The sequence below is a fragment of the Salipiger aestuarii genome (genome assembly GCF_003259905.1).
GTDB classification, from domain to species: Bacteria; Pseudomonadota; Alphaproteobacteria; order Rhodobacterales; family Rhodobacteraceae; genus Salipiger; species Salipiger aestuarii.
The window spans coordinates 1-26,390 of the sequence record NZ_QLMG01000028.1 but is presented as its reverse complement, the minus strand read 5'-3'; the positions used below and the strand labels follow the sequence as shown (position 1 = coordinate 26,390).

The following is a 26,390-nucleotide window of genomic DNA, read 5'->3' as shown; positions in this document are numbered from 1 at the left end:
GGGCTCCGGGCCGAAGCTTTCAGGCGTTGGCGCGCGCGCGCTCCTTGCCTTCCTCGATCGCGTCCCGCAGACGGTGTTCCAGCGTCTTTTGCTTGGACGGGGTAAAGAACTTCAGCCCGAACATATCCTTGACGTAGAAGGTATCGACCACCTGTTCGCCATAGGTCGCGATAACCGCCGAGGCGATGTAGACGTTGCTTTCGGACAATGTGCGTGTCAGGTCGTACAACAGGCCCGGACGGTCGCGGGTGTCGACCTCGATGATCGTATAGATTTCCGACCCCTCGTTGTCGAAGGTGATCGAGGTGGGCACGCTGAACGCGCGCTCGCGCTTCTTGAACCTCAGCCGGGAATGGATCGCCTCGCGCGGCTTGACCTCGCCCCACAACGTCTTGCGGATCATGTCGCGCAGCCGTGGCAGGCGGCTTTCTTCGAAAGGCGTGCCGTCCATGTCCTGAATCCAGAACACCGCCGTGGCGAAACCGTCCTTTGACGTAAAGGTGCGCGCGTCCACGACATTCGCCCCGACAAGCGACAGCGCGCCCGCCAGTCGGGCAAAGATGCCGGGATGGTCCGACAGGGCAAAGCACACGCGCGTGGCGTCGCGGTCTTCGTCGGGATGAATGTCGATGCGGATCTCGTCGTTTCCGATGTCCTTGAGAAGATGCGCAAAAGTGACATGCGCGGTGACGTGCAGCCCCTGCCAATAAGGGTCGTAATGGCGCGCGGTTTCGGTGCGCAGGTCTTTCTGATCCCAGCTTGCCAACGCCTCGCGCAGGGTCTTTTTGGCCGCGGCCCCGCGATTTTCGCGGTTGAGCGCCTCCATCCCGTCCTCAAGCGCGCGCCGGGTCTGGCGATAAAGCGCCCTGAGCAAAGTGGCCTTCCAGTTGTTCCAGGTGTTCGGCCCGACGCCCCGGATGTCGCAAACCGTCAGAACGGTCAGCAGGTCGAGCCGTTCGCGCGTCTGCACCGCCTTGGCGAAATCGCGCACGGTGCGCGGGTCGGCGATGTCGCGTTTCTGCGCCATGTCCGACATCAGCAAGTGATAGCGGACCAGCCATTCGACCGTGGCGCATTCGGGTCTGGTCAGACCCAGACGCGGAGCCACCTTGCGCGAGATCTGCGCGCCCAGCACCGAATGATCCTCGTCCCGGCCCTTGCCGATGTCGTGCAGCAGCACCGCGATATACAGGACCTTGCGGTTGACCCCCTCGCGCAGGATCGTCGAGGCGACGGGCAGTTCCTCGATCAGGTCGCCATGTTCGATTTCAGACAGGGTGGCGATGCACTGGATGGTGTGTTCGTCCACGGTGTAGGCGTGGTACATGTTGAACTGCATCATCGCCACGATGGGTTCGAATTCGGGGATGAAGGAGCCGAGCATGTTCAGCTCGTTCATCCGCCGCAGCGACCGTTCCGGGTTCCCGTGCTTGAGCAGCAGGTCAAGGAAGATGCGCCGCGCTTCCTTGTTGTTGCGCATGTCGTCGTCGACAAGATGCAGGTTGGCCTTGACCAGCCGCATCGCATCGGGGTGCAGCAAAAGCCCGGTGCGCAGACCTTCTTCGAAGATCCGCAGCATGTTCAGCTTGTCCGTCAGAAAGGCGGCGCTGTCGATGATGGCCAGCCGGTTGTGCACGATCTCGTAGCCGTCGCGCACCTTGGGCGGGCGCTTGAACATGCGTTGCAGCAGGGGCGCGTCTTTCTGATGCTCGGCTTCCAGCGCCGTCAGGAAGATGCGTGTCAGATCGCCCACGGCGGTGGCGTGGCGGAAATAATCCTGCATGAACCATTCCACCGCACGCCGCCCGCCGCGGTCGGCATAGCCCATGGCGTCGGCCACCTCGACCTGCATGTCAAAGGTCAGCTGTTCGACCGCGCGCCTGGAACACAGGTGCAGGTGGCAGCGGGTCGCCCAGAGAAATTCCTCCGCCCGCATGAAGGTGGTGTATTCCTCGCGCCGGAACACGCCCAGCGACACCAGTTGCTGCACGTCGTCGGTGTGATGGATGTATTTGGTGATCCAGTACAGCGATTGCAGGTCGCGCAGCCCGCCCTTGCCTTCCTTGACGTTGGGTTCGACCACATAGCGCAGACCCTGCTTTTTCAGCCGCTGCGCGCGTTCTTCCAGCTTGGCGGCCACGAACGCGCGTTCCGTGCCCTTGAACAGATCCCTTTCAAGCCGCTTTTCCAGCTCGCGGGCCAGCGGTTCGTGTCCGGTCAGGTAGCGGGTTTCCAGCAGCGACGTGCGGATGGTGTAGTCATCGCCGCCCAGCCGGATGCAGTCCTTTACCGTGCGCGAGGCGTGGCCGACCTTCAGCTTGAGATCCCAGAAGATGTAGAGCATCGATTCGATGACGCTCTCGGCCCAGGGCGTGATCTTGTAAGGTGTCAGGAACAGCAGATCGACATCGGAAAACGGCGCCATTTCACCGCGCCCGTATCCCCCCACGGCCATAAGGGTCAGCCGCTCGCCCTCGGTGGTTTTGCGCTGCGGGTGCAGGCGCGTGGTGACCAGTTCGTAGACCAGCCGCACCACGCAATCGGTCAGCCAGGCATAGGCTTCGGTGGTGGGAAAGGCGGCGTGGGGGCGCCCGGCAAAGGCGGTCGCGATGATCTCGCGCCCGTCCTTGCTGGCTTGCGACAGCAGGCGAACGGCGATGGCACGCACGTCGGATTCTGTTTCGGCATCGGCGGCCTGCGACAACAGCGCGGCGCGGATGCCGGGCACGTCGAAGATGTCCGATGCCGGCGCGACAAGATCGTCCGGCATCGGGTAAAGCATCGGGCCGTCAGAAACCTGCGCCGGAGAAGCTTGCGGGGGCAGGGTCAAGGATCACCATCTGGTTGTTGCGCACGGTGGCGACGGCAAGGCCACGCTGGTTCGTGCCGTCGGGTCTCAGGCGGAATACACCGCCCGTGCCCTGGAAACCAGAGCTTTGCGTAAGCGCGCCCCGCGTCAGGGCGTCCTTGCGGCCCTGTTCCACCAGGGCGCCGATGGCGGCAATGCCATCAAAGGCAAGCCCCGCCAGCGGGTGCGGCGCGGCGCCGTAGCGCGCGCTGTAACGCTGGGCAAAGCTCGCCTGCATCGACTGGTTCGGCAGGGTAAACCAGGCGCCCTCGGCACCCGGCAGGCTGAAGAGTTCCGGCTTCACGTCCCAGCGGGTCAGGCCGATATACTGAACCTCGGCCGGGTTCAGGCCGTTTTCGGGCATGGTCCGCAACAGCACGGGCATCGCGGCGTTGGTGGCATCGGTGGTGATGAACACCGAATCCGCGCCGGCATCGCTGACGACACGGCCCATGGATTGCGCGGCCCCGGTCACGCCGTCCAGCGTCAGCGGATAGGATTGAACGGCGGCGACGGTGACACCGGTGCGCGCGGCGGCCCGCTGGATCGCGTTCCTGCCAAACTGTCCGGGCACATCGTCGGAATGCAGGATCGCGACGGTGTTGCGGCCCTGACGACGGGCATAGGCCATCAGGCGGTCGGCGGTATTGTTGAACGTCGGGCCAAGCACGAACAGGTTGCCCCCGGCGATCGCGGCGTTGTTGGAAAACGACAGCATGTTGACGCCTTCGTCCGCGACGACCTTGCTTGCCTCGACGGCGACCTCGCCGCGCAGCGGGCCCAGGATGATCCCGGCCCCCTCGTCAACGGCGCGCTGCGCCTGCGCGGCGGCGGTGGCGGGCGACCCGGCGGTATCATAGACCGCAAGCTCGATATTGGCATCGCCCAGGTCGGCAATGGCCAGCCGGGCGGCGTTTTCCAGATCGCGCGCGATGCTGGAGGCACCGGGATCGCTTTGCGGCACCAGCAGCGCCACGCGCACCGGCGCGCCGGGCGTGATGCTGGGACCGGCGGACCGGCTGCCGTTGTCCATGGCAATCGGCATGTCGCAAGCGGCGAGCAAGGTCGCGCCGCCCGCGAGCGCAGCGATTCGGAGCGCCTTGCGGGCGCGGGTCAAAACGGCGAACATGGCGAAAACTCCCTCGATGGTTTGCACGGTTTCGATTGCGTGCGTATTTGCGCCCGATGATAGCCCGAGGAGCGGAAGGGTCCAGAGATGATTGCTGACAAAGGCGAATTGGCGCCGGGGCTGTACCTCGTGGCGGTCCCGATCGGGAATGCGCGCGACATCACGCTGCGTGCACTGGATGTGCTGCGCGGTGCCGATGTGCTGGCGGCCGAGGACACACGCAGCCTGCGCCGGCTGATGGAGATCCACGGCATCGCGCTGGGCGACCGCCCCTGCCTGCCGTATCACGACCATAACGGCGACCGAATGCGCCCGAAACTGCTAGAGGCGCTGGCGGCCGGCCGGTCCGTCGCCTATGCATCCGAAGCGGGCACCCCGATGATCTCGGATCCGGGTTTCGATCTGGCGCGCTCCGCGCGCGACGAAGGCCACATTGTAACCACGGCGCCGGGCGTATCGGCGGCGGTGACCGCACTGACGCTTGGCGGGCTGCCGACGGATCGCTTCTTTTTTGCCGGGTTTCTGCCCAACAGCGGCGGCCCCCGCCGCCGCGCGCTGGAAGATCTGCGCGATATGCCGGCGACGTTGGTGTTTTACGAATCGCCGAAACGGCTGGGCGCAATGCTTGCGGATGCAGCCGACAGACTGGGCCACGATCGCCCGGCAACCGTCTGCCGCGAGTTGACCAAACGCTTCGAGGAGGCCCGCAACGGCAGCCTTGCAGAGCTGGCCGCCCATTATGACGCCCATCCACCCAAGGGCGAGATCGTGGTGCTGGTGGGCAAGGGGAATTTAGAGAAAATTAGTGAAAGTGACGTAGACAGATCCCTGACCGAGGCGCTCGAAACGATGTCGGTGCGCGACGCCGCCGACGCTGTCTCCGGGATGCTTGGGGTGAAACGGCGCCCGGTGTACCAACGCGCGATGGCGCTGGCGAAGGCGCGCGATTCAGACGGCTGACGGCCGCATCGAAGAGGATCAGCTATGACCATGCAGCTTGCATTCGATTTTGCGGCCCCGCCATCTGCGGTGCGCCCGATCACCGCCCGACCTCATGAGGCCGGGCGCACAACCCGCGGCCACCGCGGCAAGATCGGCCATCTTGCAGGTCTCTCGGCGGAAATGCGGGTCTCGCAAGATTACGAACGGCGCGGCTATCCCCTGCTGCGCAGCCGTTGGCGCGGGCAGGGTGGCGAAATCGACCTGATCTTCGCCGATGGTGACGGGCTGGTCTTTGTCGAGGTCAAGAAAAGCCGAACCTTTGATCGCGCGCTTGAGCGGCTGTCGCGGCGTCAGATCCTGCGCTTGTTCTCGGCTGCCGAAGAGTATGCGGGAACCCGTCCGCTGGGTTCGCTTACCGGCATGCGATTCGACGTCGCTCTTATGGACCAGCGCGGGATGGTGCGTATCATGGAGAACGCGCTGTCGCTGTGATACGCGCGGGCATTGCCTCCGGCACAGCTCTGGGCCATGTATGGCCGGAGCCAGCGCGGGAGTCCCCATGAAGATCGCATTCCAGATGGACCCGATCGGTCCCATCGATATCGACGCCGACAGCACGTTCCGCCTTGCAGAAGAAGCACAGGCGCGCGGGCACGAACTTTTCTACTACCTGCCCGACCAGCTTTCGTTTCAGGAAGGGCGGGTGATGGCGCGCGGGCAGTCGCTGACCGTCCAGCGGGTTAAGGGCGCCCACGCAACGCTGGGTGACATGCAGGACCTCGATCTGGCGGACGTCGATGTGGTGTGGCTGCGCCAGGATCCGCCTTTCGACATGCACTACATCACCACCACCCATTTGCTTGAACGGCTGGTCCCCGGTACGCTTGTGGTGAATGATCCGTTCTGGGTACGCAATTCGCCTGAAAAGCTGCTGGTGCTGAATTTCCCCGACCTTACGCCACCGACGGCGATCGCGCGCGATCTTTCCACCATTCGCGCGTTCAAGGCAAAGCACGGCGACATCATTCTCAAACCGCTTTACGGCAACGGCGGTGCCGGTGTGTTCCGGCTTGACGAAAACGACCGTAACCTGAGTTCTCTGCACGAACTTTTCACCGGTTTTTCGCGCGAGCCATTGATCGTGCAGAAATATCTTCCGGCGGTGACGCGGGGCGACAAGCGCGTGATTCTTGTCGATGGCGCACCTGTGGGGGCGATCAACCGCGTTCCGGCGGCGGGCGAGGTGCGGTCCAACATGCATGTGGGCGGACGTCCCGAAAAGGTCGAACTGACGGCGCGCGATCACGAGATCTGCGCCGCCATCGGGCCGGTTCTGCGCGAAAAGGGTCAGGTCTTTGTCGGGATCGACGTGATCGGCGACTGGCTGACCGAAATCAACGTCACCTCGCCCACCGGCATACAGGAGCTTGAACGCTTCGACGGGATCAATGTGGCCGAAAAGATCTGGCAGGCGGTCGAAGCCCGCTGCGGATGAGCTTTCGGCTCGCCGCGCTGAATCTCGGGCTGCGGCTGCTGGCAAAGCCAAGCCTGCGGCGCACCTTCAGTGCGGCTCAGGCAGCGCGGGATCTTGACAGGGCGGCGGTGCTGTTGCGCCAGCCGCCCTTTTTGCGACGGATCGAACGCCCCGGCGGGCTGCACTGGATTTCGGCCGGACGATGCGCCCCGCGCCGGGTGATCCTGCATTTCCATGGCGGAGGCTACATCACCGGCAGCCCGGCAACGCATCAGGGCGTTATGGGCCGCCTGTCGAAATTATCCGCAATCGAGGTTTGCGCCCCGAAGTATCCGCTTGCGCCGGAGGCGCCATTTCCGGCGGCATTCGACGCGGCGGTTGCGGCCTGGGGGCGCCTGAAAGGTCTGGGCTATGCGCCGACACAGATCGTTTTGTCAGGCGATTCGGCAGGCGGCGGTCTGGCGCTGGCGCTTCTGGCGCGGTGTTGCGCCCATGATGAACCACCCGCCGCCGCAGTGGTGTTTTCGCCGTGGACCGACCTTTCGATGTCGGGGAAAAGCCTTGCCGCGAATGCGCGCCGCGACCCGTTTCTGCCCGCGTCGCGCATGCCCGAACTTGTCGCGCTGATCTTGCACGGCGCCGACCCGGCGGACCCGCGGATTTCGCCGCTGTTCGCGCGTTTTCCCAACTGTCCGCCAGTGATGATTCACCATTCCGAAACCGAAATCCTTGCCGATGATTCCCGTCGTATGGCGGCGCATCTGCGGGCACAAGGCGCGCGTGTCGACCTTGTCACGCTGGCTGACGCGCCCCATGTCTGGCCCGTTTTCGACGGCTGGATCCCGGAGGCCCGCGAGACCCTGCGCCAGGCGGCCCGCTTTGTTCAGGCGTCCTTTGCCGAGATCAGCCGGTAGCCAAGCGCCTCTGCGAGATGCGCGCGCCGAATTGGACCTGCGCCTTCCAGATCGGCGATGGTGCGCGCCACGCGCAGAATGCGGTGATACCCGCGCGCCGTCAGCCCGAACCGATCCGCCGCCCGGAGCAGCAAATCCCGGCTTTCCTGATCCAGCCGGGTGATTTCGTCCAGCAGGCGGCCTTCGGCGTCGGCATTGGTACGCACCGACGGATGATCGGCAAAGCGCATCGACTGGATGTCCCGGGCGGCGGCGACGCGGGTGGCAACTTCGGCAGAGCTGTCGCCCGAGGGCGGCAGGTCAAGGTCCATGAACGCGACGGGGGGCACTTCGATCCGCAGGTCGAAGCGATCCATCAGCGGGCCGGAAATGCGCCCCATGTAGTCGTCACCGCAGCCGGGCGCGCGCGAACACGCCCGCCCCGGATCGCTGAGATAGCCGCATTTGCAAGGGTTTGCCGCGGCGACCAGCATGAACCGGCAGGGATAGGCCAGATGTGCGTTGGCGCGGGACACCATGACCTGCCCGGTCTCGACGGGCTGGCGCAGGGTTTCCAGCACCGTGCGGGGAAATTCGGGCAACTCGTCCAGAAACAGCACGCCGTTGTGGGCAAGGCTGGCCTCGCCGGGTTTGGCGCTGCGCCCGCCGCCGATGATCGCCGCCATGGAGGCGGTGTGATGGGGGTCGCGAAACGGGCGGTTTCGGGAAATCCCGCCTTCGTTCAGCAGCCCCGCGACCGAATGGATCATCGAGGTTTCCAGCGCCTCCTGCGGGCTAAGCGGCGGCAGGATTCCCGGCAGACGCGCGGCCAACATCGACTTGCCCGACCCCGGCGTTCCCACGAACAGCAGGTGATGCCGCCCCGCCGCCGCGATTTCCAGCGCGCGCTTGGCACGCTCCTGCCCCTTGACGTCGCGCAGGTCGCGGGGCTGGGCGTCGCGGGTCAGTTCGCCCGGTGTTGCGGGGCGGATGGGCGACTGACCGGTGAAATGCCGGACAAGATCGACCAGCGTGCGTGCGGCGATGACGGTGCAGGTGCCGACCCATGCGGCCTCGGGGCCGGATCCGTGCGGGCAGATCAGGGTGCGGTCGGTTTCCGCCGCGGTCATTGCGGCGGGCAGCGCCCCCGGCACCGGCACCAGGGTGCCGTCCAGCGACAACTCGCCCAGCGCCATGCAGCCCGCGACCACGTCGCGCGGCAGAATATCGAGCGCGGCCAGCAGCCCCAGCGCGATGGGCAGATCGAAATGCGAGCCTTCCTTGGGCATATCCGCTGGCGACAGGTTGACGGTGATGCGCTTGGACGGCAGCGCGATGCCCATCCCCGTCAGCGCCGAACGGACGCGTTCGCGCGCCTCTGACACCGCCTTGTCGGGCAGGCCGACGATGGCAAAGGCGGGCACACCGACGGTTACGGCGCACTGCACCTCGACCGGAGACGCTTCGACGCCCTGAAACGCCACCGTATAGGATTGTGCGACCATGGCCCTTGTTCCCTGCTCTTCTGGGCAGACTGGTCAGATCGTGGTTAGGGAAAGGTTAACGTATGCCGGAAAAGTTAAACATTCGTGCCGCGACAGGCGTTTCCCGTGCTAGAGCAATGCCTTGAAAGCAGGCCATGCCTCGGGATCGGCAACCGTCTTGTCCCGGCAAAAGGCGTTGCAGAAACCAAAGACCCGTCCGCCGGTTTCCAGCAGATGGGTGACGGGCGCGCCCGAATAGGGGCATGCCGCGTTTTCGGGCCTGCCGCTGTCGATTGCTTGCTCCGCCAGCCGCGCAGGCCCCGGCCAGGCGCGTTGCGACCAGGGGCCATCATATCGCGCCAGGTGATCCCGTCGCGCGACACCCATCGCCCGCCAGCGCCGAAAGCCGAAATCGTTCAGATGGGCGTCGACGTAGGCGCGTGCGTCCGCGCTGACCGGCAGGTCATAACCCGCAATACGCGCCGCCACCGGCGCAAAGAACGCATCGACCGCGCCATAGGCGCCGAATAGCCAGGGCCCGTCCGCCCCGAACCGATCCCGTGCAAGCGTCCAGAGCCGGTCGATGCGGGCGACATCCGCCAGCGTCGCGTCCGAGGCGGGAAAGTCCGTATAGGCGGTTTGCAGGTTCATCGGGCATTGGTCGCGCAGCCCGCCAAAGCTGGAATGCATTTCGGCCGCCATGGATCGGGCCATGGCGCGCGCGACCGGGTCGGCCGGCCAATGCCCCGCGTCGGGGTGACGGCTGGCCAGTTCCTCGGCGATGGCAAGGCTGTCCCAGATCACCGCGCCATCATCGGTCACAAGGCAGGGAACCGTCCGCCCCGGCGCGATGTCCGGAAGCTGGTCGGACACCGCACCGTCGTCAAAGCTGATACGGGTCACGGCGAACGGCAGATCGAACCGTGCCAGCAGCAACCATCCGCGCATCGACCAGCTGGAATAGGTGTAATCGCCAAGATAAAGACGATCGGCCATGGAAATCTCCTGATGTCGGATTAGTTCTGACCATGCTGGCACGCTTCCCGGACCGGGGAAAGCGCGCAACCCGTGCGGTGTGTCATCACGGGCGGTGATGGCACTCGGGCCGCCGAAGAGCCGGTCGGCGCCCCGGCGAAGAAAAAATCTTCGTCGGAGGAAACCCGTGGCCAGTTTCACGCGTTCATGGTCGTATCACTACGCACAAGAGGCGGGGAACCCCGTCCGCAATCCGACGGGGGAATGCGCATGAGACCTGTGATGTTCAACGACCAGACGCTGTCCAGACGCGCGATGAAAGCCGAGCTTCTCGACGCCGAAACCGAACTGAAACTGGCCTACGCCTGGCGCGATGAACGCGACGAGGCCGCCCTGCACCGCCTGATTACCGCCTATATGCGGCTGGCGATCTCGATGGCGTCCAAGTTTCGCCGGTACGGTGCCCCGATGGGCGACCTCATTCAGGAAGCGGGCCTTGGCCTGATGAAAGCGGCCGACAAGTTCGACCCCGATCGCGGCGTGCGGTTTTCGACCTATGCGGTTTGGTGGATCAAGGCGAGCATCCAGGACTATGTGATGCGCAACTGGTCGATGGTGCGCACCGGGTCGACGTCTTCGCAAAAATCCCTGTTTTTCAACATGCGCCGGGTTCAGGCGCGTCTGGAACGCGAGGCCGCGGCCGAGGGCAAGACTCTGGAACGCCATGTATTGCACGCGGCGATCTCGAAAGAGATCGGCGTGCCGTTGCACGACGTCGAAATGATGGACGGACGGCTGTCGGGGTCGGATTTCTCGCTGAACGCGACGCAGTCCAGCGACGAAGACGGTCGCGAATGGATCGACACGCTGGAGGACGATGGCGAACATGGCGCCGAGCAGGTCGAGCTTGATCTGGACAATGCGCAGCTTCGCGAATGGCTGGTGACCGCGCTGACCTCGTTGAACGAACGCGAGCGGTTCATCGTGCGCGAGCGCAAGTTGCGCGAAGAGACGCGCACACTGGAAAGCCTGGGACAGGAACTGGGGCTGTCAAAGGAACGTGTGCGCCAGCTTGAATCGGCGGCGTTCGGCAAGATGCGGAAGTCGCTTGAAGCGCAGAGCCGCGAGGTGCAACACTTCTTCGCATGATGCGGGTCTGCCTTTTCGCCCTGACACTGGGCCTTTACGCTCCCTCCGCCTGGGCGGACGAGGGCGCTTTCGATGGTGCCGAGGTGATTTTCCTGGGCGAAATCCATGACAATCCGGCGCATCACGCCCGCCAGGCGGCGCTTGTGGCCGAGCTGAAGCCGGTGGCGCTGGTGTTCGAAATGTTGAGCAACGCGCAAGCGGCGGCGATCCAGCCCGAAGATCTTGCCGATCAGGCCCGGCTTGCGGAAACGCTGGAATGGGCCGACAGCGGCTGGCCGGATTTCGCCATGTACTACCCGATTTTCCAGGCCGCATCCGACGCCGCCGTCTTTGGCGCCGCGCTGCCTCGGGAAGAGGCGCGCGAGGTGGGAGATGCCCCGCTGGCCAAGGTGTTCGGCGCCTCCGCCGGATTTTACGGCCTGGACGAGAATCTGCCGCCCCAGATACAGGCGGCGCGCGAACAGCTTCAGATGGCCGCCCATTGCGACAGCCTGCCCGCGGATATGCTGCCGAAGATGGTCGACATCCAGCGGCTGCGCGATGCCCGGCTGGCGGAAACCGCGCTTGAGGCGTTTTCCATCCACGGCGGTCCGGTGGTGGTCATCACCGGAAATGGCCACGCCCGCACCGACTGGGGCGCGCCAGCGCTTGTTGCCATGGCCGCCCCAGAGGTCCGCGTTGCCGCGCTGGGTCAGGGCGAAGCGGACAGCGCGCCCGAGGGGACCTTCGATCTTGTCGAAACCACCGACGCAGTCGAGCGCGACGACCCTTGCACGGCATTCGCCGCACCCGATCCAGACGCCGATTGAGTTTTCCCGCCGCGCGTCCTAACTCTTGGCAGGACCAGGGAGAGAGCACGCCATGCTGACCGGAAAACGCATCCTGCTGATCGTCGGCGGCGGCATCGCGGCGTATAAATCGCTGGAGCTGATCCGCCGCCTGCGCGAACGCGGCGCCGCCATCACCCCCGTCATGACAGCGGCGGCGGCACAGTTCGTCACGCCGCTGTCCGTCAGTGCGCTGGCCGGTGAAACGGTTCACGGCGACCTGTTCGACCTGACCGCCGAGGCGGAAATGGGCCATATCCAGCTTAGCCGCGTGGCGGATCTGGTGGTGGTGTGCCCGGCAACGGCGGATCTGATGGCGAAGATGGCGCAGGGGCTGGCCGGAGACCTTGCCTCGACCCTGCTGCTGGCGACGGACACCCCGGTGATGATCGTGCCTGCGATGAACGTGCGGATGTGGGATCACCCCGCGACCCAACGCAACCTTGCCACCCTGCGCGGTGATGGCGTGACCGTGGTCGGGCCGGACAACGGCGACATGGCCTGCGGCGAATACGGCCCCGGTCGGCTGGCCGAGGTGCCGCAGATCATTGACGCGGTTCAGCGGGCGCTGTCGGACGGCCCGCTGACCGGCAAGCGCGTTGTTGTGACCTCGGGGCCGACCCATGAACCCATCGACCCGGTGCGTTACATCGCCAACAGGTCCTCGGGCGCGCAGGGCACGGCGATTGCGCAGGCGCTGCGCGATCTCGGCGCCGAGGTGGTGTTTGTTACCGGCCCGGCGGATGTTACCCGCCCCACAGGTGTCGAGGTGATCGAGGTCCAAAGCGCCGTGCAGATGCGCGCGGCGGTGATGGCGGCCCTGCCGGCCGACGCAGGGGTCTTTGCCGCCGCCGTGGCTGACTGGCGGGTCGAAAACGCGGGCGGCTCAAAGATCAAAAAGGTGGCAGGGCAGATGCCGACGTTTCGCTTCGCCGAAAACCCGGACATTCTCGCCGAGGTTTCAAAACTGCCCGAGGGCCGCCCGCGGCTGGTGGTGGGCTTTGCCGCGGAAACCGATGATGTCGTGGCCCACGCCACCGCCAAGCGGCTGCGCAAGGGCTGCGACTGGATCGTCGCCAACGATGTCAGCCCCGCGACCGGCATCATGGGCGGCACCGAAAACGCGGTGGTGCTGATTTCGGACTCGGGCGCCGAGGCCTGGCCGCGGATGGGCAAGCGCGAGGTCGCCGGCCAACTGGCGCGCCGGATCGCGGCGGCGCTGGACGAGAGTGCCGGTTGACGGACCTGCCCTTGGCTGTCGCGGATCGGCGGCAGATTTCGCCCACCTGAAATCGGGCTGTGGAACGACGCGGCCTTTTGCGGGTTGGTCCCTCACTCAGCACTCCGACAAGCACACAAGGAAGAGGAGCTTCCGATGTCGATTCAGAAAGTCGCAAGACAGGCCCTTTCAGCCTATGCCCGCAGCAAGACGCGCGGTCGCGTCGGGCATCCCGGCGCCCCGCTGCGCAACCGCCCGCTCCGCAAGACGCGCGTCAAGCGTGGCCGAAACCCTCAGACTCAGCTGGCGTCGAAGGCCATGCGCGGCCTGCGCCGGTTGTTCTGAACACCGTCGCAAAGCCCCGGTCGAGGCGCGTTTCCGTTAACGCTTACTGAGTATTTCACGCTCAAGATGCATATTGTTCTCAGTTTGGCTGCGAAATGCTGCGCAACGCAGGTTTTGCGTGACGGCTGCGGGCGTTTTTGCTACGCAGTCGCATATTGCCAGGTCCGGTGGCGGGTCCCGGCGCGTATCCAGTCACCCTTTACGCCCCTACCGGAGGTCCGATGGAAGGTTACGTTTCCCAGATATTCGAAAACGACGCGGCGCTTTTCGTGTGGTCCCAGGACCGCAGTGCCAAGTATCTTGCCTTCGTTCAGGACGAGAGAGAGCTTTCCAGCTTTGTCGTGAACGACCGTGTGCGGTTCGACATCGAAGCCGGGCGCGCGGTGAACCTTCATCGCGTTGGTGCGGACGAGACGCGTCATTGTGATCGCAGAACCGCAGCCTATTGACCTGCGAATGCCAGGCCTGCCAATTCGGCCGCGACTGTTTCGCCCCCGACATGAAAGTCAAATTTTTCGACAAGTTGATTTAATGCTCAGTGAATTTTAGATGTGCAGTGACATCGTGCGGCCGATACGTCCGGTTGAAACCCACAGTCTTGATCGTTTCCGGGCGGCGATGCGGCCCGGCGACATCATCCTGAAATTCGGAACCGACAAGGTCGCCGCCGTGATCGGATATGTGCAGGGGCGTTACGGCTATTGCCCCGACGCACGCAAGACGAGTCATGTCGCGATGTACTGCGGTGGCGGGCAGGTGTTTCACGCCACCTATTCACCGCTCAAGCCCGAAAACTCCCGTGCCCGTTTCGATGATTTCGAAACCGCGTTTCTGGGCCATCGCATCACCGTCATCCGTTCGGATATCGCGGGCGACCCGGACCGCTGCAATGAACTGATCGAAGCGGCCCGGACGCTGGGCGGCCCGTATGGCGTTACCGCCGCGGTCGATCTGCTGATCGACGCATCGTTTGGCAAGGTGATCGCAGACACCCTTGGAGCCGATTATTCCGAACGCTATCGGCTCAAGATTCTGCGCGACACCCGCACAGCCCCGATTTGCAGCTCTTTGGTGTTTCAGGTTTACCTTCGGGCGTGGCGGCAGGACACCCCGCTGGACGCGCCCGAGACGGGGGGCAGCGCCCCCGTCTCGATGCCTGCGGATTTTTATATCAATCCGCGTCTGACGAACGTCAAAATCTGATCGTTCAGCGTGTGAATTTCTTGAACTTCACGCGCTTGGGCTCCACCGCATCGGGACCCAGGCGGCGCTTCTTGTCTTCTTCGTAATCCTCGAAGTTGCCCTCGAACCATTCCACATGCGCATCGCCCTCGAACGCCAGGATATGCGTGCAGATCCGGTCAAGGAAGAAACGGTCGTGCGAAATCACCACCGCACAGCCGGCGAAATCAACAAGCGCGTCTTCGAGCGCACGCAGCGTTTCCACGTCAAGGTCGTTGGTCGGTTCGTCAAGCAGCAGCACGTTGCCGCCTTCCTTGAGAAGCCGCGCCATGTGCACCCGGTTGCGTTCCCCGCCCGACAGCAGGCCGACCTTTTTCTGCTGATCGCTGCCCTTGAAGTTGAAGGCGCCGCAATAGGCCCGGCTGTTGATCTCGGCATCGCCAAGCTTGATCACCTCGGCGCCGCCGGAAATCGCTTCCCAGACGTTGGCATCCGGTTCCAGATCGTCGCGCGACTGGTCGACATAGCTTAGCTGTACCGTGTCACCGATGGCAATGTCGCCCTCGTCGGGTTTTTCATGGCCGGTAATCATCTTGAACAGCGTCGATTTGCCGGCGCCGTTCGGGCCGATCACGCCGACGATACCGCCGGGCGGCAGGCTGAAGGACAGGTTTTCGATCAGCAACTTGTCGCCCATCGCCTTCTTGACGTTTTCAAGTTCCAGCACCTTGGACCCAAGGCGTTCGCCGTTCGGGATGACGATCTGCGCCTTGCCGACGCGCTCGCGCACGGACTGGTCCGCCAGTTTTTCATAGGACTGGATCCGCGCCTTGGATTTGGCCTGCCGTGCCTTGGCCCCCTGCCGCATCCATTCCAGTTCGCGTTCCAGCGTCTTTTGCTTGGCCTTGTCTTCGCGCGCTTCTTGCAGCAGGCGCTTGGCCTTCTGTTCGACCCAGCTGGAATAATTGCCCTCGTAGGGGATGCCCCGGCCACGGTCGAGTTCAAGGATCCAGCCGGTGATCGCGTCAAGGAAGTAACGGTCGTGGGTGACGATCAGGATCGTGCCCTTGTATTCGATCAGGTGGTTTTGCAGCCAGGCGATGGTTTCGGCGTCAAGGTGGTTTGTCGGTTCGTCCAGCAGCAGCATGTCGGGCGCTTCCAGCAGCAACTGGCACAGCGCAAGACGGCGGCGTTCACCGCCCGAAAGGGTGGTCACGTCGGCGTCGTCGGGCGGGCAGCGCAGGGCCTCCATCGCCACGTCGATCCGGCTGTCCAGATCCCACAGGTTTTCGGCGTCGATCTCATCCTGCAGCGCGGCCATCTCGTCGGCCGTCTCGTCGCTGTAGTTCATTGCCAGTTCGTTATACTTGTCGAGCTTGGCCTGTTTGGCGGCGACCCCCAGCATCACGTTTTCACGCGCGGTCAGCGTGGGTTCCAGATGCGGCTCCTGCGGAAGGTAGCCGACCTTGGCGCCCTCGGCGGCCCATGCCTCGCCCGAAAAATCCTTGTCCATTCCGGCCATGATTCGCATCAGCGTCGACTTACCCGAGCCATTGACGCCGACAACCCCGATCTTGACGCCGGGCAGAAAGCTGAGCTTGATGTTTTCAAAGCACTTCTTGCCGCCGGGATAGGTCTTGGACACCCCGTCCATGTGGTAGACGTACTGATAGCTGGCCATGCGGTCCTCCGGTGACTGGTCGGGGGTGTGTATCGCATCGCTGCCGCCGATTGCAAAGGCCCAGCCGATGCACCCCCGGTTTGTTTACGCGCGCCGATGGGCCGGGTTTGAACGTCCCGAGCCGCGCCGCCACGCGGTCGGTCGATGCGCCCGCGACACGGCCGCGCGCCTTGTGGGCGATTCAAGTTGAAACCCGCCCGCGATCCAGTGTCTGCTTGCGCGGTTCTGCCATAACAAGATGCAACATGATCTTTGATGCTTACCGGACCGGAGTCTCGCTGGTTCCAGGACAGAAAGTCGGAGTGCTTGGCGGGTCGTTCGATCCGCCCCATGCCGGCCATGTCCATATCACGCTGGAAGCGCTGCGCCGGTTCCGGCTGGACCGGATCGTGTGGCTGGTCAGTCCGGGCAATCCGCTCAAGCCTCGCGGCCCGGCGCCGCTGGCCGACCGCATGGCGGCGGCGCGCGCGATCATGCGGCACCCTCGGGTGATGGTCAGCGATTTCGAATCGCTCGCGGGCACGCGCTATACCGCCAGCACGTTGCGGGCCCTGCACGCCGCCTATCGCGGCACCCGCTTTGTCTGGCTGATGGGCGCCGACAATCTCGCGCAGTTCCACCGCTGGGACGACTGGCACGGCATCATGCAAAGCACCCCCGTGGGCGTGCTTGCCCGTCCGGGCAGCCGCCTTGCCGCGCGCGGTTCGGTCGCGGCCGCCGTCTATGCGGGCGCAAGACTGCCCGCGCAGGCCGCGCCGTTGCTGGCCATGCGCCCCGCACCCGCCTGGTGCTTTGTCAATGTGCCGATGGTCGATCTCAGTTCGACCGAATTGCGCCGGATTCGCGCGAAGGACGCTGAAACGTGATGAAACGGTTCCTTGCCCCAGCTTGCCCGCAGTCCTTGGTCAGGTTTAGATCGACACCATGACGACAGTGATTTCTCGGCGACATTTTCTGGCCGCGTTCGGGGCCTCGGGCCTTGCGGCGGCAACACCGGCCTGGGCCGAGGCGCCCGATGCGTCCCTGCGCCCGGTGGCGCGGGGCGAGGATCTGCGACTGCGCAGCCTTGCCACCTCGCAGGATCTGATCGCGGCGGCAAAGCTGAACGGCGCGGTCAGCTTTGCGGTGCTCGACATGGCCACGGGCGCGATGCTGGACAGCCACGCCCCCACGCTGGGCCTGCCGCCCGCCAGCGTGGCCAAGGCCCTGACCGCATCCTATGCGCTGACGGCACTTGGCCCGAACCACCGCTTCGCCACCGATCTGCTCGCCACCGGCGAGGTCAGGGATGGCGTGCTCCGGGGCGACCTCGTGCTGCTGGGCGGCGGCGATCCGACGCTGGATACCGACGGGCTGGCCGAGCTTGCTGCCGCTCTCAAGGCGCAGGGCGTGGCGCGCATCGAGGGACGGTTTCTGGTCTGTGGCAGCGCGCTGCCCTATGCGCGCACCATCGACGCGGGCCAGCCGGACCATGTCGGCTACAATCCCGCCGTGTCGGGGCTGAACCTGAACTACAACCGCGTGCATTTCGAATGGCGCAGGGGCGGGAACGGCTATCGGATCAGCATGGATGCCCGGTCCGAAGCGCACCGCCCCGCCGTGCGCATGGCCAGCATGGGGGTCATCGCGCGCGCCGCCCCGCTTTATACCTACCATGACGGCGAGGCGCGCGACGAATGGACCGTGGCGCGGGGCGCGCTTGGCAACAGCGGGGCGCGCTGGCTGCCGGTGCGCAAACCCGAAAGCTATGCGGGCGAGGTGTTTCAGGTGCTCGCGGGCGGCATGGGGGTGTCGCTGCCCGCCCCGGAAACCGTCGTCACCTGCCCGTCCGGCACGCGACTGGCCCGCAAACAAAGCGCCCCGCTGCGCATCGTGCTGCGCGACATGCTGAAATGGTCCACCAACCTGACCGCCGAGATCGTCGGGCAGGCCGCGACCAAGGCCCGCCTGGGCGAAGTTGTCTCCATGCGTCAATCCGCCGACGCGATGAGCGCGTGGGCCCGCGCCGAATTCGGCCTGTCGCATGTGGCGCTGGTGGATCATTCCGGGCTGGGCGAGGCCAGTCGCATCGCCTCGCAAGACATGGCGCGCGCGCTGTATCACATCCGCAGTCGCCTGGACCTGAAGGCCCTTCTGAAGCCGATCCCGATGCGCGACGGGGCGCGCAAGGTGGTACAGGACGCGCCGGTGTCGGTGCATGCCAAGACCGGAACGCTGAATTTCGTCAGCGGGCTGGCGGGTTACGCCGATCTGGACGGCGGTCGGGAACTGGTCTTTGCGATCTTTTGCGGCGATCTGGACCGCCGCGCCAAGCTGACCAAGGCACAGCGCGAACGCCCGGAAGGCGGCAAGGCCTGGAACACCCGCGCCAAGATACTGCAACAGGCGCTGATCGACCGCTGGGCGGTGATCGCCAACACCTGACACCGTTGTCTGCGGTCTTGCCCGCCGTCCGCGTGCGGTTCAGGCAGGCAGATGGCGCGCCCGTGCGCCACGCTCGATCGCGGCGGCGTGCAGACGGTCGATGTCCAGCTCGTAGCGGATTTCCTCCAGCAGGCGCAGCTCTTCTTCGCCGAGCGTACCGTCGGCGGCCGCCACGTCGCAGGCCAGCGCATAGGCCGTTTCGAACAGACGCTCGGGCAGGTTGTCGCGGATCAGCCCGAACAGGGCATCAAGCCCCTCTTCCTGTTCAAACAGCGAAAACACCAGTTCGGTCATCCCGCGGATGCGGTCCGTATCGTAATCTGCAAAGATCGGCAGCATGTTCACCGAGGTCTCGATCTTGACCAGTTCGGCGGTCCGCACATTCTGATCCGATGCGGAAATCGCGATCATCAGCGCGACGAGGCAATCCTGCGGTGTCAGCGGATGGGTTTGTGCGTCCTGCATGGCTGCTCTTTCCTGTTGGCGTGCGTTATGCGCATCGGTATCGGGCAATTTATTGACCCGACCCCGCGTCTGCAATAGGACGCGGGCGCATGTGTCCCCCAGCCACGGGGGCGTGATCCCCACCCGATAGATGGAGTGTTTCGGATGTCCGATCTGCGCGAAGCCGCGATGAGCTCGAAGGCCTGGCCGTTTGAAGAGGCGCGCCGCATCCTGAAACGCTATGAAACCAAGCCCCCCGAAAAAGGCTATGTGCTGTTCGAAACCGGCTACGGCCCGTCGGGCCTGCCCCATATCGGCACGTTCGGCGAGGTCGCGCGCACCACGATGATCCGCCGCGCGTTCGAGCTGATCTCGGACATTCCAACCAGGCTGATCTGTTTTTCCGACGACATGGACGGCATGCGCAAGGTGCCGGAGAACGTGCCGAACCAGAACCTGCTGCAGGCGAACCTTCAGCGCCCGCTGACCACGGTACCCGACCCGTTCGAGCAATACGAAAGCTTTGGTCATCACAATAACGCCATGTTGCGGCGGTTTCTGGACACCTTCGGGTTCCAGTACGATTTCATTTCGGCGACCGATTTCTACAAGTCCGGGCAGTTCGACGAAATCTTGCTGCGCTGCGTCGAAAAATACGATGACTTGATGGCCATCATGCTGAAATCGCTACGCGATGAGCGGGCGCAGACCTATTCGATCTTTCTGCCGATCCACCCGGAAACCGGCCGGGTTCTGTATGTGCCGATCAAGCATGTGGACGCGGCGAACGGCACCATCACATTCGATGACGACGACGGCGAGGAACACACGCTGCCGGTGACGGGCGGAAACGTGAAATTGCAGTGGAAGCCCGATTTCGGCGCCCGCTGGGCCGCCCTGGGCGTCGATTTCGAAATGTATGGCAAGGACCATTCCACCAACACACCCATTTATGACGGCATCTGCCGGGCGCTGGGTGCGCGTGCGCCAGAACATTTCACCTATGAGCTGTTCCTGGACGACACCGGCCAGAAGATCAGCAAATCCAGGGGCAACGGGCTGTCGATCGACGAATGGCTGACCTATGCCGCATCCGAATCGCTGTCGTATTTCATGTATCAAAAGCCCAAGACGGCCAAGCGGCTGTGGTGGGACGTGATCCCCAAGGCGGTGGATGAATACCACCAGCAGCTGCGCGCCTATGTCGACCAGGACGCAAAGGCCAGGCTGGCCAACCCGGTCTGGCACATTCACGGCGGCGATGTGCCCGAGTCACGGATGCTGGTGCCGTTTTCCATGCTGCTCAACCTCGCCAGCGCCGCCGGGGCCGAGAACAAGGACAGCATGTGGGGTTTTATCAAGCGATATGCGCCCGATGCGTCCCCCGCGACGAACCCGGACATGGATGCCGCCGCCGGCTATGCGGTACGGTATTACAACGACTTCGTGAAACCCACGAAATCGTTCCGCGCGCCGACGGATCAGGAACGCGCGGCGATGCAGGACCTGGCGCAGCGCCTGCGCGATTATGACGGCGCCGTCGCGGACGAGGCGCTTCAGACGCTGGTCTTCGCGGTCGGCAAGGAGCACGGGTTCGAGAACCTGCGCGACTGGTTCAGGGCGCTGTACGAGGTGCTGCTGGGCCAAAGCCAGGGACCGCGCTTTGGCGGGTTCATCGCGCTTTACGGCGTGACCGAGACCGCCGCCCTGATCGACCGGGGACTTGCGGGCGCGCTCTAACCCTCGTGTCCGCGCGCGCCAGGTTTTCGCATCGAAAAGAGCGCGCGATGACAGGTTGGATGCTTGGCGCCCTGGCTGCCATGGCCTGCGCCGGGGCGCCGGGGCGCCATTCCCGGGCCGATCCGCCAGCAGATCGAAGCCTTTGGCGCGGGCGACATTGCCACCGCCCGGGGGGTTGCCAGCCCGGCGATTCAGGGCCTTTTCGGAAATCGGGAGACCTTTGCCCGTATTGTGCATGAGAACGATCCGTTTCGGCGGGCTGACCAGGGCTGACGGGCTGCCCACGCAGCGGGTCTTTGTCAGTGACGCAAACGGCGCGGTGCATGTTCTGGACGACCTGATGGAACAGATCGACGGCGCCTGGCGCATCGCCGGGGTGCGATACGCCGAACGCCTCTGCCTGACGGTATGATGTCAGAACTGCGCCCACAGCCCGAACGTCATCCCCATCGTTTCATCGCCCGCCAGCCCCCAGCTTCCTCCCACCTGGGCCGAGATATTGTAGAAGGCCGGTGTCACGATCGTGGTCTCGATCTTGGCATAAGGCGCGTTGGCATAGGGGCGCCCGGTCTGCATCTGCGCGACAAGTTTGAAATCCAGCGGCAGGTTCAGCCCGGCGGTCAGGTCAAGTTTCAGCTCGGCGGCGCGGGTGCGCACCGGAATCTCCGCCAGCGCGTCGGCGGCAAGCCAGCCGTGTTTCCAGCCCATCCCCAGCATCAGGCCGGGACGTATGACCGCCTGCCCCGCAACCTGGCCCAACCCCAGTTCGGCGGCGATCTTCAGCGTGCGGTCACTGCGGTTCAGCGGGTAGCGCAAAAAGCCGATGGTCTTTCCCTCGCCGTTCGCGGGGCGCCCGATGTCCAGTCCTGCGGTGATCTTTTCGGTCAGGCCGTATTCGACGAACACCGAACTGTACCGGCTGGTCGGCGCGAAGGATGTCCATGTCGTCCGGTCCTGGGGCCACGACAGGCGTACCAACCCGCTGGCGAACCAGGTGCCCTTCTCGCGCGGCCACGCCCCGGCCTGCGCCATCGAGCCCGCGCAGCACAGGCAGTATAGCCACAGCACCGTTTTGGCGCGGGCCGGCATCGTCATCCAGGACAGGCGTCGGATTGGCATCGCTCGGATTTCCTCGCACCGCACAAGTCTTCGTTCATCTTGGTTAACGTGCGGTTAAATGCGCCCGCGTGCCCGCTGGACGGGGCGGGGCCACTGGACGGGGCGGGCGGAACGCCTATGCTGCAACCGCACAGGTGTTTTGCGTCAGGCAGAAAAGGGGGCGGCATGGCCGGTTCGGTGATCACGGTGGCGCAGCAAAAGGGCGGATCGGGCAAGACAACCCTGACCGCGAACCTTGCGATCGGCCTGCGCCGGATGGGCCGGACGGTGGCGTTGATCGACACCGATCCGCAGGGTAGCCTTGGGCGCTGGTTCATGACCCGGCTCGAACATCACCCCGCCGAAGTCGAGGGCATGGATTTCGCAACCTCCTCGGCCTGGGGGATCACCTATGAATGTCGCAAGCTGACGGATCGTTTCGATGTGGTCATCATCGACACCCCGCCCAAGGCCGACAGCGACCTGCGCCCGGCGCTGCGCACCGCCGATCTGGTGATCGTGCCCGTCTCGATGAGCCACCTGGACCTGTGGGCGACGGAAAGCGTGCTGGATCTGGCCCGCCGCGAGGACCGCGAGGCGCTGATGGTGATGAACCGCACCCGCCCAGGCACCCGGCTGTCGGGCGAAGTCACCGAGGCAGCGCAAAAGCTGCACGCCCGCATCGCCACGGCGCAGCTTGCCAACCGGGTCGGATATGCCGAGGCTTTCGGCCACGGGCTGAGCGCCGCCGAAGGCCGCAAGACCCCTGCCCGCGACGAGGTCGAGGCGCTGTCGGCAGAGGTGGCGGACATCCTGTCGAACGGGTAAACCGGAGGCCAGGCACCCGATTGTGCCCTCAAGGAGTGCCCCGATGACCATCGACCCGACGCAGCTTGCAGACACCATCCGCGCGCATGAGGCCGCGCAGGGCCAGCCGGTTTCGCGGCTCGGGTATTTCTGCGCGCCGTTTCGGCCCACGTCCGGCCCGCTGTCGGACAAGGTGATCAAGGTCTATCGCGGCCTGCCCGACGCGGCGGCGCTGGATCGGCTGGCGGCGGCGCATGACGACTATGTCGCGGCGTTGCGTCAGACCGGCGTTCCCCTGCCCGAAACGGATTTCCGGCTTTTGCCGCTGGACGGGCGCCCCATCCCTGTCATCGTCCAGGCCGCCTTGCCCGAAAGCGCGCTGATGCGCCCCCGGATGCAGGCCGAAGACCGCGAGTCCACCTTGGCGATGATGCAGGCGGCCGGTCAGGTGATCGCCCGCTTCTGGAACGCGGCGGACCAGATCCCGGCCAGAATCGGCTTTCACCCGTCGATCCGCAATTTCGCGGTGCTGGATGGCGAAGCGATCTTTTACGACACGTTCCCCCCCCTGATCCACTATTCGCGCCAGGAAATGGGCCGGATGCTGCTGCTGTTTTCCGACAAGCGGCTGATGCGGCTGATCGGCCCGCTGATGCGGCGACGCGTGACCGGCATTCAGGACGAATGGTATTCGGCGCCCGAAACGCTGGTCGGGCTTGTCGGATCCGCATGCCGTCTGCGCCCGGAATACGAACAGGATTATCTGAATTGGGGACGCGACTTCGCGACGCGCGAAATGCCCCGTTGGGCGGATGAGGCGATTGCCGGAATGCAGCAGGCGCCAAGGCTGCCGGGCTACTGGACCAGCTTTCGCAAGCTTCTTGGATTGCAGGGTGAACCGAACCTCTGAGGCGCGCCAGACGTTTCAAGACCGCCCCATCCGCGGAAGGGCGAGCTAGGCGATCCTCTCTAGCCGCCACGCCGCGTGTCGCTGTGGCGCCATTCAGTTGCGTGGCAGGACAAGGCCAGCCGGGGCGTCAGACCTGGTTCCGCCAGGGGTCCGGCACGGTACGGACGCGGCGCGTCGAATAGCCGGTCGCAATCGGCGCGCGGCCCCCAAAGGGGCGACCTGACGGCACGACGGGCCAGCGGACAGGGCGTCCATTTGGCTGGCGGGATGCGCTGCGGCGATCACGCCGGGCGCCGCCCCGAAACGGACGCACGGGCCGGGCCGCCGCTGACCTGTGCCGCGATGCCGAAAGACACGGATCTCCATCGCCATGATCCTCCGGTCTGGTCCGACAGGGGGGCGCGGGGGTCACCGGGTTCCGTGTGCCCCGAAATAGGCATGACACAGGCGTCCTGTCTGTTTGGAAAGTTCGACCAGGTCGCTCCGTCGCGCGCCCTCTTCCATCAAGTCCCTTTGTTTGCCTGCAACGATGCGATTGCCCATCTCGAAGGTATCGCGATCACACTTTCGTGAGCTTCCGGCCACTGGAACCGTGTTTCCCGCTAGACGAATTATCGCGCACCGGTGCTTATCAACCCTGGGCGAAAGGAAACTCTGTGATCGGTCGTCTCTTCATCATTCTTGTTGCGTTGCAGTTCGTTGTCACGAGTGCATTCGCCCATGTGATGCCGATGTCCGGGCCTTGTGCGGAGCCGGTGGCCCAGCACATGCACGGCGAGGCGTTTTCCGAACTTCAGGAACGGGCCGATGACGGTGCCTTCGGCGCCGATCGGCAACCCGAACCGATGGGGTTGCTGCATTGCGCCGGCATCGCCTGCACGGATCAGTTCGGAGGCGCCTCTATCTCCGACCTCCCCAAGAACTTTCGGCGCGCTGATCTGACCCCGGCCGAGCCGTGCATGGCCCTGCAAACTGTCCTTCTTTCCTACCTTCGGCCCCCTCTGGCCTGACAACGCCTGTCCGGCGTCGATTGCCGCGAAGCCAGATCGGGCGCGCCCGGCAATCCGATCACATGCCGCCAGTTCGGGCACCGGCCCGAGCCGCATCTGATCCTTTCTCACCTCGTACCGTTACTGCTTTTGCAGTGCACCCCTCCCCGCGTGGCCAATCCTTGGTCAACGCCCATGGACAACACATGAAACGCACGGATTTCCTGCGGCCCCTGGCCGTAGCACTGGGGCTTGCCCTCGGCCTGCCGGCGCAGGCGGGCACCTATGACATCACCGTCGACAAGGTCAGGTTCGACACCGGCACCTTCAAGAAGAACGGAATTGGCTACAACGGCAGCCAAACCCCGACCATCCTGCATCACCAGCAAGGCGAAGACGTGGTCATCCGTGTAAAAAACAATTTGCGCGAAAGCACCTCGATCCATTGGCACGGCCTGGTCCTGCCGTTCCGGGTTTCAGGAACCCGACGGCGCCTATGGCGCCATCGTGATTTCACCGAAGAGCGGTGCCAGCGGACCGCGATTACGTCGTACAGTTGACCGACAAACACCCGCACAGCGGGGCGCGGATTTTTCGCAACCTCAAGTCTTCGGCGGATTACTACAACCGCGCGCGGCGCACCGCGCGGGACCTGGTCGAGGACGCTGGTGCTGAAGGAGTGAAAGCGGCGCTTGAGGATCGCAAGATGTGGGGCGCGATGCGCATGATGCCCACCGATATCGAGGACGTTCAGGGCTACACGCCCCTGATCAACGGCGCGAGCACGCAGCAGAACTGGACCGGCATTTTCAAGCCCGGCGAAAAGGTGCGTCTGCGTCTGATCAATGCCTCGGCCACGACCCATTTCGGCATGCGCGTCCCTGGCCTGAAGATGACCGTGGTGCAGGCGGACGGCAATGATGTGAAACCGGTGACCGTGGATGAATTGCGCATCGTCGTCGCCGAGACCTATGACGTGATCGTTCAGCCGCGCGACGCCAGGGCCTATTCGATCATCGCGGAAAGCGCGGGGCGGACCGCGATGGTGCGTGGCACGCTGGCCCCGGCCGAGGGCATGGTCGGCCCCTACGACAAGATGCGGCCTCTTCTGACCATGGCCGACATGGGTGGCATGCTGTCCGGCACCGATCATTCCGGCATGGGCACCAGCGGCTTTGACATGTCCAGCATGGATCATTCTGGCCACGATATGAGCGGCATGGAGACCACCGGTGTCATGCTGTCGTGCCGACCGACGGTGCAGCTGGCCCGTCCTTCTATGCGCCGGGCAGCGGTCTGATCCGGATGGCGGCGAACGGCGGCAAGTTCCTTGGCTACGAAGATCTGGCCGCGCGAAAGCCGCTCTATCGTGACCGCCCCGCCACGCGCGAGATCGAGATCCGCCTGACCGGCAACATGCAGCGCTACATCTGGTCGCTCGACGGGGTCAAATATGAGGATGCCGACCGGCGTTGTTGCAGACCTCCCGCCTGAGGCGTGATTTCCCGTTACCCCGCTGACGTTATGCCACGCGGACGATCGCGGCGGTGCCGAGGGCCGAGCAGCGGTTCATGAGGGCGATGCGGATGTGGATTTCGGCGGTCTGGCGGTCGGGGTCTCTTGCGGCGATGCGTTCGCCGAATGCCTTAATGCCTCGCATCTTGGCCTCGGCGCGGCTTCGGGCGTGGTATCCGGTCCAATGCTTCCAGAATGCACGACCGTAGCGTTTCGCAGCGCGCAGCGTCTCGTTCCGAGCTTTCGCCGCCGGGCAGTCTTCCTTCCAGGCGCGCCCGTTCTTCCGGATCGGGATAATCGGGATGGTCTGCCGTT

General features: G+C 64.6%; 25 protein-coding genes and 2 pseudogenes. 18 read left to right on the top strand and 9 right to left on the bottom strand.

The features are described from left to right. Positions 1-19: 19 nt before the first annotated feature. Together ATI53_RS14550 and ATI53_RS14545 are read right to left on the bottom strand one after the other, a co-directional pair. Positions 20-2,782: a [protein-PII] uridylyltransferase gene (locus tag ATI53_RS14550; protein ID WP_009505480.1), complete on the bottom strand. Its 2,763-nt coding sequence runs from the start codon at positions 2,780-2,782 to the stop codon at positions 20-22. Positions 2,783-2,789: 7 nt separating this feature from the next. Beyond that, a complete protein-coding gene (locus ATI53_RS14545; protein WP_009505481.1) occupies positions 2,790-3,977 on the bottom strand; it encodes a penicillin-binding protein activator in 1,188 nt (395 codons plus the stop codon). An 87-nt stretch (positions 3,978-4,064) separates the two neighbouring features. Between ATI53_RS14545 and rsmI the strand changes: the two genes are divergently transcribed. The 4 genes from rsmI to ATI53_RS14525 all read left to right on the top strand — a co-directional run bounded on the left by rsmI (position 4,065) and on the right by ATI53_RS14525 (position 7,307). Next, positions 4,065-4,937, top strand: coding sequence for a 16S rRNA (cytidine(1402)-2'-O)-methyltransferase (rsmI, locus tag ATI53_RS14540; RefSeq protein WP_111550702.1), 873 nt, complete (start codon positions 4,065-4,067; stop codon positions 4,935-4,937). A 24-nt stretch (positions 4,938-4,961) separates the two neighbouring features. Further along, positions 4,962-5,411 (top strand): YraN family protein, encoded by a 450-nt coding sequence (locus ATI53_RS14535; RefSeq protein ID WP_009505483.1) that lies wholly within the window; start codon positions 4,962-4,964, stop codon positions 5,409-5,411. A 67-nt stretch (positions 5,412-5,478) separates the two neighbouring features. Further along, positions 5,479-6,414: a glutathione synthase gene (gene gshB / locus ATI53_RS14530; RefSeq protein WP_009505484.1), complete on the top strand. Its 936-nt coding sequence runs from the start codon at positions 5,479-5,481 to the stop codon at positions 6,412-6,414. Next, entirely contained in the window at positions 6,411-7,307 is an 897-nt protein-coding gene (locus ATI53_RS14525; protein WP_111550701.1) for an alpha/beta hydrolase, read from the top strand. The genes gshB and ATI53_RS14525 overlap by 4 nt, the downstream gene beginning before the upstream one ends. Here the strand turns inward: ATI53_RS14525 and ATI53_RS14520 are convergent. Both ATI53_RS14520 and ATI53_RS14515 read right to left on the bottom strand, forming a co-directional pair. Beyond that, a complete protein-coding gene (locus tag ATI53_RS14520) occupies positions 7,277-8,791 on the bottom strand; it encodes a YifB family Mg chelatase-like AAA ATPase (RefSeq protein ID WP_111550700.1) in 1,515 nt (504 codons plus the stop codon). The genes ATI53_RS14525 and ATI53_RS14520 overlap by 31 nt on opposite strands. A 108-nt stretch (positions 8,792-8,899) precedes the next feature. Further along, complete coding sequence (locus ATI53_RS14515; RefSeq protein ID WP_111550699.1) at positions 8,900-9,766, bottom strand: glutathione S-transferase; 867 nt, start codon at positions 9,764-9,766, stop codon at positions 8,900-8,902. A 261-nt stretch (positions 9,767-10,027) separates the two neighbouring features. Here ATI53_RS14515 and ATI53_RS14510 point away from each other — a divergent pair, with 261 nt between their 5' ends. The 5 genes from ATI53_RS14510 to ATI53_RS14485 all read left to right on the top strand — a co-directional run bounded on the left by ATI53_RS14510 (position 10,028) and on the right by ATI53_RS14485 (position 14,488). Continuing rightward, positions 10,028-10,894: an RNA polymerase factor sigma-32 gene (locus ATI53_RS14510; protein WP_009505488.1), complete on the top strand. Its 867-nt coding sequence runs from the start codon at positions 10,028-10,030 to the stop codon at positions 10,892-10,894. Then, positions 10,891-11,703 (top strand): ChaN family lipoprotein, encoded by an 813-nt coding sequence (locus ATI53_RS14505; protein WP_009505489.1) that lies wholly within the window; start codon positions 10,891-10,893, stop codon positions 11,701-11,703. Before ATI53_RS14510 ends, ATI53_RS14505 begins: the two co-directional genes overlap by 4 nt. A gap of 52 nt (positions 11,704-11,755) precedes the next feature. Beyond that, the gene (gene coaBC / locus ATI53_RS14500) at positions 11,756-12,961 is read left to right on the top strand and encodes a bifunctional phosphopantothenoylcysteine decarboxylase/phosphopantothenate--cysteine ligase CoaBC (protein WP_009505490.1); all 1,206 of its coding nucleotides are present in this window, start codon (positions 11,756-11,758) and stop codon (positions 12,959-12,961) included. A 545-nt stretch (positions 12,962-13,506) separates the two neighbouring features. After that, on the top strand, positions 13,507-13,734 hold the full coding sequence (locus ATI53_RS14490) for a hypothetical protein (protein WP_009505492.1): 228 nt from the start codon (positions 13,507-13,509) through the stop codon (positions 13,732-13,734). A gap of 100 nt (positions 13,735-13,834) precedes the next feature. Then, positions 13,835-14,488, top strand: a complete 654-nt coding sequence (locus tag ATI53_RS14485) for an NlpC/P60 family protein (protein ID WP_146609933.1) — start codon at positions 13,835-13,837, stop codon at positions 14,486-14,488. A 4-nt stretch (positions 14,489-14,492) separates the two neighbouring features. Here ATI53_RS14485 and ettA read toward each other — a convergent pair whose 3' ends face one another. Continuing rightward, positions 14,493-16,148: an energy-dependent translational throttle protein EttA gene (ettA, locus tag ATI53_RS14480; RefSeq protein ID WP_009505494.1), complete on the bottom strand. Its 1,656-nt coding sequence runs from the start codon at positions 16,146-16,148 to the stop codon at positions 14,493-14,495. Between the two features lie 245 nt (positions 16,149-16,393). On the opposite strand from ettA, the gene ATI53_RS14475 reads away from it, so the two are divergent. After that, on the top strand, positions 16,394-17,014 hold the full coding sequence (locus ATI53_RS14475; protein ID WP_034452957.1) for a nicotinate-nucleotide adenylyltransferase: 621 nt from the start codon (positions 16,394-16,396) through the stop codon (positions 17,012-17,014). Positions 17,015-17,072: 58 nt separating this feature from the next. Continuing rightward, on the top strand, positions 17,073-18,572 hold the full coding sequence (gene dacB / locus ATI53_RS14470; protein WP_111550697.1) for a D-alanyl-D-alanine carboxypeptidase/D-alanyl-D-alanine endopeptidase: 1,500 nt from the start codon (positions 17,073-17,075) through the stop codon (positions 18,570-18,572). Between the two features lie 39 nt (positions 18,573-18,611). Here the strand turns inward: dacB and ATI53_RS14465 are convergent, their stop codons facing one another. Next, a complete protein-coding gene (locus ATI53_RS14465) occupies positions 18,612-19,037 on the bottom strand; it encodes a tellurite resistance TerB family protein (RefSeq protein WP_009505497.1) in 426 nt (141 codons plus the stop codon). Positions 19,038-19,181: 144 nt separating this feature from the next. Between ATI53_RS14465 and ATI53_RS14460 the strand changes: the two genes are divergently transcribed. Both ATI53_RS14460 and ATI53_RS24420 read left to right on the top strand, forming a co-directional pair. Then, positions 19,182-20,756: a lysine--tRNA ligase gene (locus ATI53_RS14460; protein ID WP_009505498.1), complete on the top strand. Its 1,575-nt coding sequence runs from the start codon at positions 19,182-19,184 to the stop codon at positions 20,754-20,756. A 63-nt stretch (positions 20,757-20,819) separates the two neighbouring features. Continuing rightward, positions 20,820-21,168 (top strand): annotated as a pseudogene (locus ATI53_RS24420) (DUF4864 domain-containing protein). 2 nt (positions 21,169-21,170) lie between these two features. Here ATI53_RS24420 and ATI53_RS14450 read toward each other — a convergent pair. Then, complete coding sequence (locus ATI53_RS14450) at positions 21,171-21,875, bottom strand: RNA-binding protein (RefSeq protein ID WP_009505501.1); 705 nt, start codon at positions 21,873-21,875, stop codon at positions 21,171-21,173. 165 nt (positions 21,876-22,040) lie between these two features. On the opposite strand from ATI53_RS14450, the gene parA reads away from it, so the two are divergent. Together parA and ATI53_RS14440 are read left to right on the top strand one after the other, a co-directional pair. Next, the gene (gene parA / locus ATI53_RS14445) at positions 22,041-22,682 is read left to right on the top strand and encodes a ParA family partition ATPase (RefSeq protein ID WP_009505502.1); all 642 of its coding nucleotides are present in this window, start codon (positions 22,041-22,043) and stop codon (positions 22,680-22,682) included. A 43-nt stretch (positions 22,683-22,725) separates the two neighbouring features. Further along, positions 22,726-23,571 (top strand): DUF6206 family protein, encoded by an 846-nt coding sequence (locus tag ATI53_RS14440; protein WP_009505503.1) that lies wholly within the window; start codon positions 22,726-22,728, stop codon positions 23,569-23,571. A gap of 611 nt (positions 23,572-24,182) precedes the next feature. Here ATI53_RS14440 and ATI53_RS23340 read toward each other — a convergent pair. After that, complete coding sequence (locus tag ATI53_RS23340; protein ID WP_170134586.1) at positions 24,183-24,692, bottom strand: hypothetical protein; 510 nt, start codon at positions 24,690-24,692, stop codon at positions 24,183-24,185. 74 nt (positions 24,693-24,766) lie between these two features. Here ATI53_RS23340 and ATI53_RS23925 point away from each other — a divergent pair, with 74 nt between their 5' ends. Genes ATI53_RS23925 through ATI53_RS23915 form a run of 3 tightly spaced genes read left to right on the top strand, consistent with a single transcriptional unit; the run spans position 24,767 to position 26,054 of the window. Further along, a complete protein-coding gene (locus tag ATI53_RS23925) occupies positions 24,767-25,120 on the top strand; it encodes a multicopper oxidase domain-containing protein (protein ID WP_223870749.1) in 354 nt (117 codons plus the stop codon). Further along, the gene (locus tag ATI53_RS23920; RefSeq protein WP_240778586.1) at positions 25,087-25,860 is read left to right on the top strand and encodes a copper resistance system multicopper oxidase; all 774 of its coding nucleotides are present in this window, start codon (positions 25,087-25,089) and stop codon (positions 25,858-25,860) included. The genes ATI53_RS23925 and ATI53_RS23920 overlap by 34 nt, the downstream gene beginning before the upstream one ends. Positions 25,861-25,865: 5 nt before the next feature. Continuing rightward, positions 25,866-26,054 carry a cupredoxin domain-containing protein gene (locus tag ATI53_RS23915; protein WP_249033402.1) on the top strand — a complete coding sequence of 63 codons (189 nt, stop codon included), beginning with the start codon at positions 25,866-25,868 and terminating at the stop codon, positions 26,052-26,054. A gap of 28 nt (positions 26,055-26,082) precedes the next feature. Here ATI53_RS23915 and ATI53_RS14420 read toward each other — a convergent pair. Then, positions 26,083-26,390 (bottom strand): annotated as a pseudogene (locus ATI53_RS14420) (IS5/IS1182 family transposase); the annotation flags it as partial.

Bases quoted from the DNA above. Each gene is read 5' to 3' on its own strand.
- ATI53_RS14550 (WP_009505480.1), bottom strand. From the start codon at position 2,782: ATGCTTTACCCGATGCCGGACGATCTTGTCGCGCCGGCATCGGACATC.
- ATI53_RS14545 (WP_009505481.1), bottom strand. From the start codon at position 3,977: ATGTTCGCCGTTTTGACCCGCGCCCGCAAGGCGCTCCGAATCGCTGCG.
- rsmI (WP_111550702.1), top strand. From the start codon at position 4,065: ATGATTGCTGACAAAGGCGAATTGGCGCCGGGGCTGTACCTCGTGGCG.
- ATI53_RS14535 (WP_009505483.1), top strand. From the start codon at position 4,962: ATGACCATGCAGCTTGCATTCGATTTTGCGGCCCCGCCATCTGCGGTG.
- gshB (WP_009505484.1), top strand. From the start codon at position 5,479: ATGAAGATCGCATTCCAGATGGACCCGATCGGTCCCATCGATATCGAC.
- ATI53_RS14525 (WP_111550701.1), top strand. From the start codon at position 6,411: ATGAGCTTTCGGCTCGCCGCGCTGAATCTCGGGCTGCGGCTGCTGGCA.
- ATI53_RS14520 (WP_111550700.1), bottom strand. From the start codon at position 8,791: ATGGTCGCACAATCCTATACGGTGGCGTTTCAGGGCGTCGAAGCGTCT.
- ATI53_RS14515 (WP_111550699.1), bottom strand. From the start codon at position 9,766: ATGGCCGATCGTCTTTATCTTGGCGATTACACCTATTCCAGCTGGTCG.
- ATI53_RS14510 (WP_009505488.1), top strand. From the start codon at position 10,028: ATGTTCAACGACCAGACGCTGTCCAGACGCGCGATGAAAGCCGAGCTT.
- ATI53_RS14505 (WP_009505489.1), top strand. From the start codon at position 10,891: ATGATGCGGGTCTGCCTTTTCGCCCTGACACTGGGCCTTTACGCTCCC.
- coaBC (WP_009505490.1), top strand. From the start codon at position 11,756: ATGCTGACCGGAAAACGCATCCTGCTGATCGTCGGCGGCGGCATCGCG.
- ATI53_RS14490 (WP_009505492.1), top strand. From the start codon at position 13,507: ATGGAAGGTTACGTTTCCCAGATATTCGAAAACGACGCGGCGCTTTTC.
- ATI53_RS14485 (WP_146609933.1), top strand. From the start codon at position 13,835: ATGTGCAGTGACATCGTGCGGCCGATACGTCCGGTTGAAACCCACAGT.
- ettA (WP_009505494.1), bottom strand. From the start codon at position 16,148: ATGGCCAGCTATCAGTACGTCTACCACATGGACGGGGTGTCCAAGACC.
- ATI53_RS14475 (WP_034452957.1), top strand. From the start codon at position 16,394: ATGATCTTTGATGCTTACCGGACCGGAGTCTCGCTGGTTCCAGGACAG.
- dacB (WP_111550697.1), top strand. From the start codon at position 17,073: ATGACGACAGTGATTTCTCGGCGACATTTTCTGGCCGCGTTCGGGGCC.
- ATI53_RS14465 (WP_009505497.1), bottom strand. From the start codon at position 19,037: ATGCAGGACGCACAAACCCATCCGCTGACACCGCAGGATTGCCTCGTC.
- ATI53_RS14460 (WP_009505498.1), top strand. From the start codon at position 19,182: ATGTCCGATCTGCGCGAAGCCGCGATGAGCTCGAAGGCCTGGCCGTTT.
- ATI53_RS14450 (WP_009505501.1), bottom strand. From the start codon at position 21,875: ATGCCAATCCGACGCCTGTCCTGGATGACGATGCCGGCCCGCGCCAAA.
- parA (WP_009505502.1), top strand. From the start codon at position 22,041: ATGGCCGGTTCGGTGATCACGGTGGCGCAGCAAAAGGGCGGATCGGGC.
- ATI53_RS14440 (WP_009505503.1), top strand. From the start codon at position 22,726: ATGACCATCGACCCGACGCAGCTTGCAGACACCATCCGCGCGCATGAG.
- ATI53_RS23925 (WP_223870749.1), top strand. From the start codon at position 24,767: ATGAAACGCACGGATTTCCTGCGGCCCCTGGCCGTAGCACTGGGGCTT.
- ATI53_RS23915 (WP_249033402.1), top strand. From the start codon at position 25,866: ATGGCGGCGAACGGCGGCAAGTTCCTTGGCTACGAAGATCTGGCCGCG.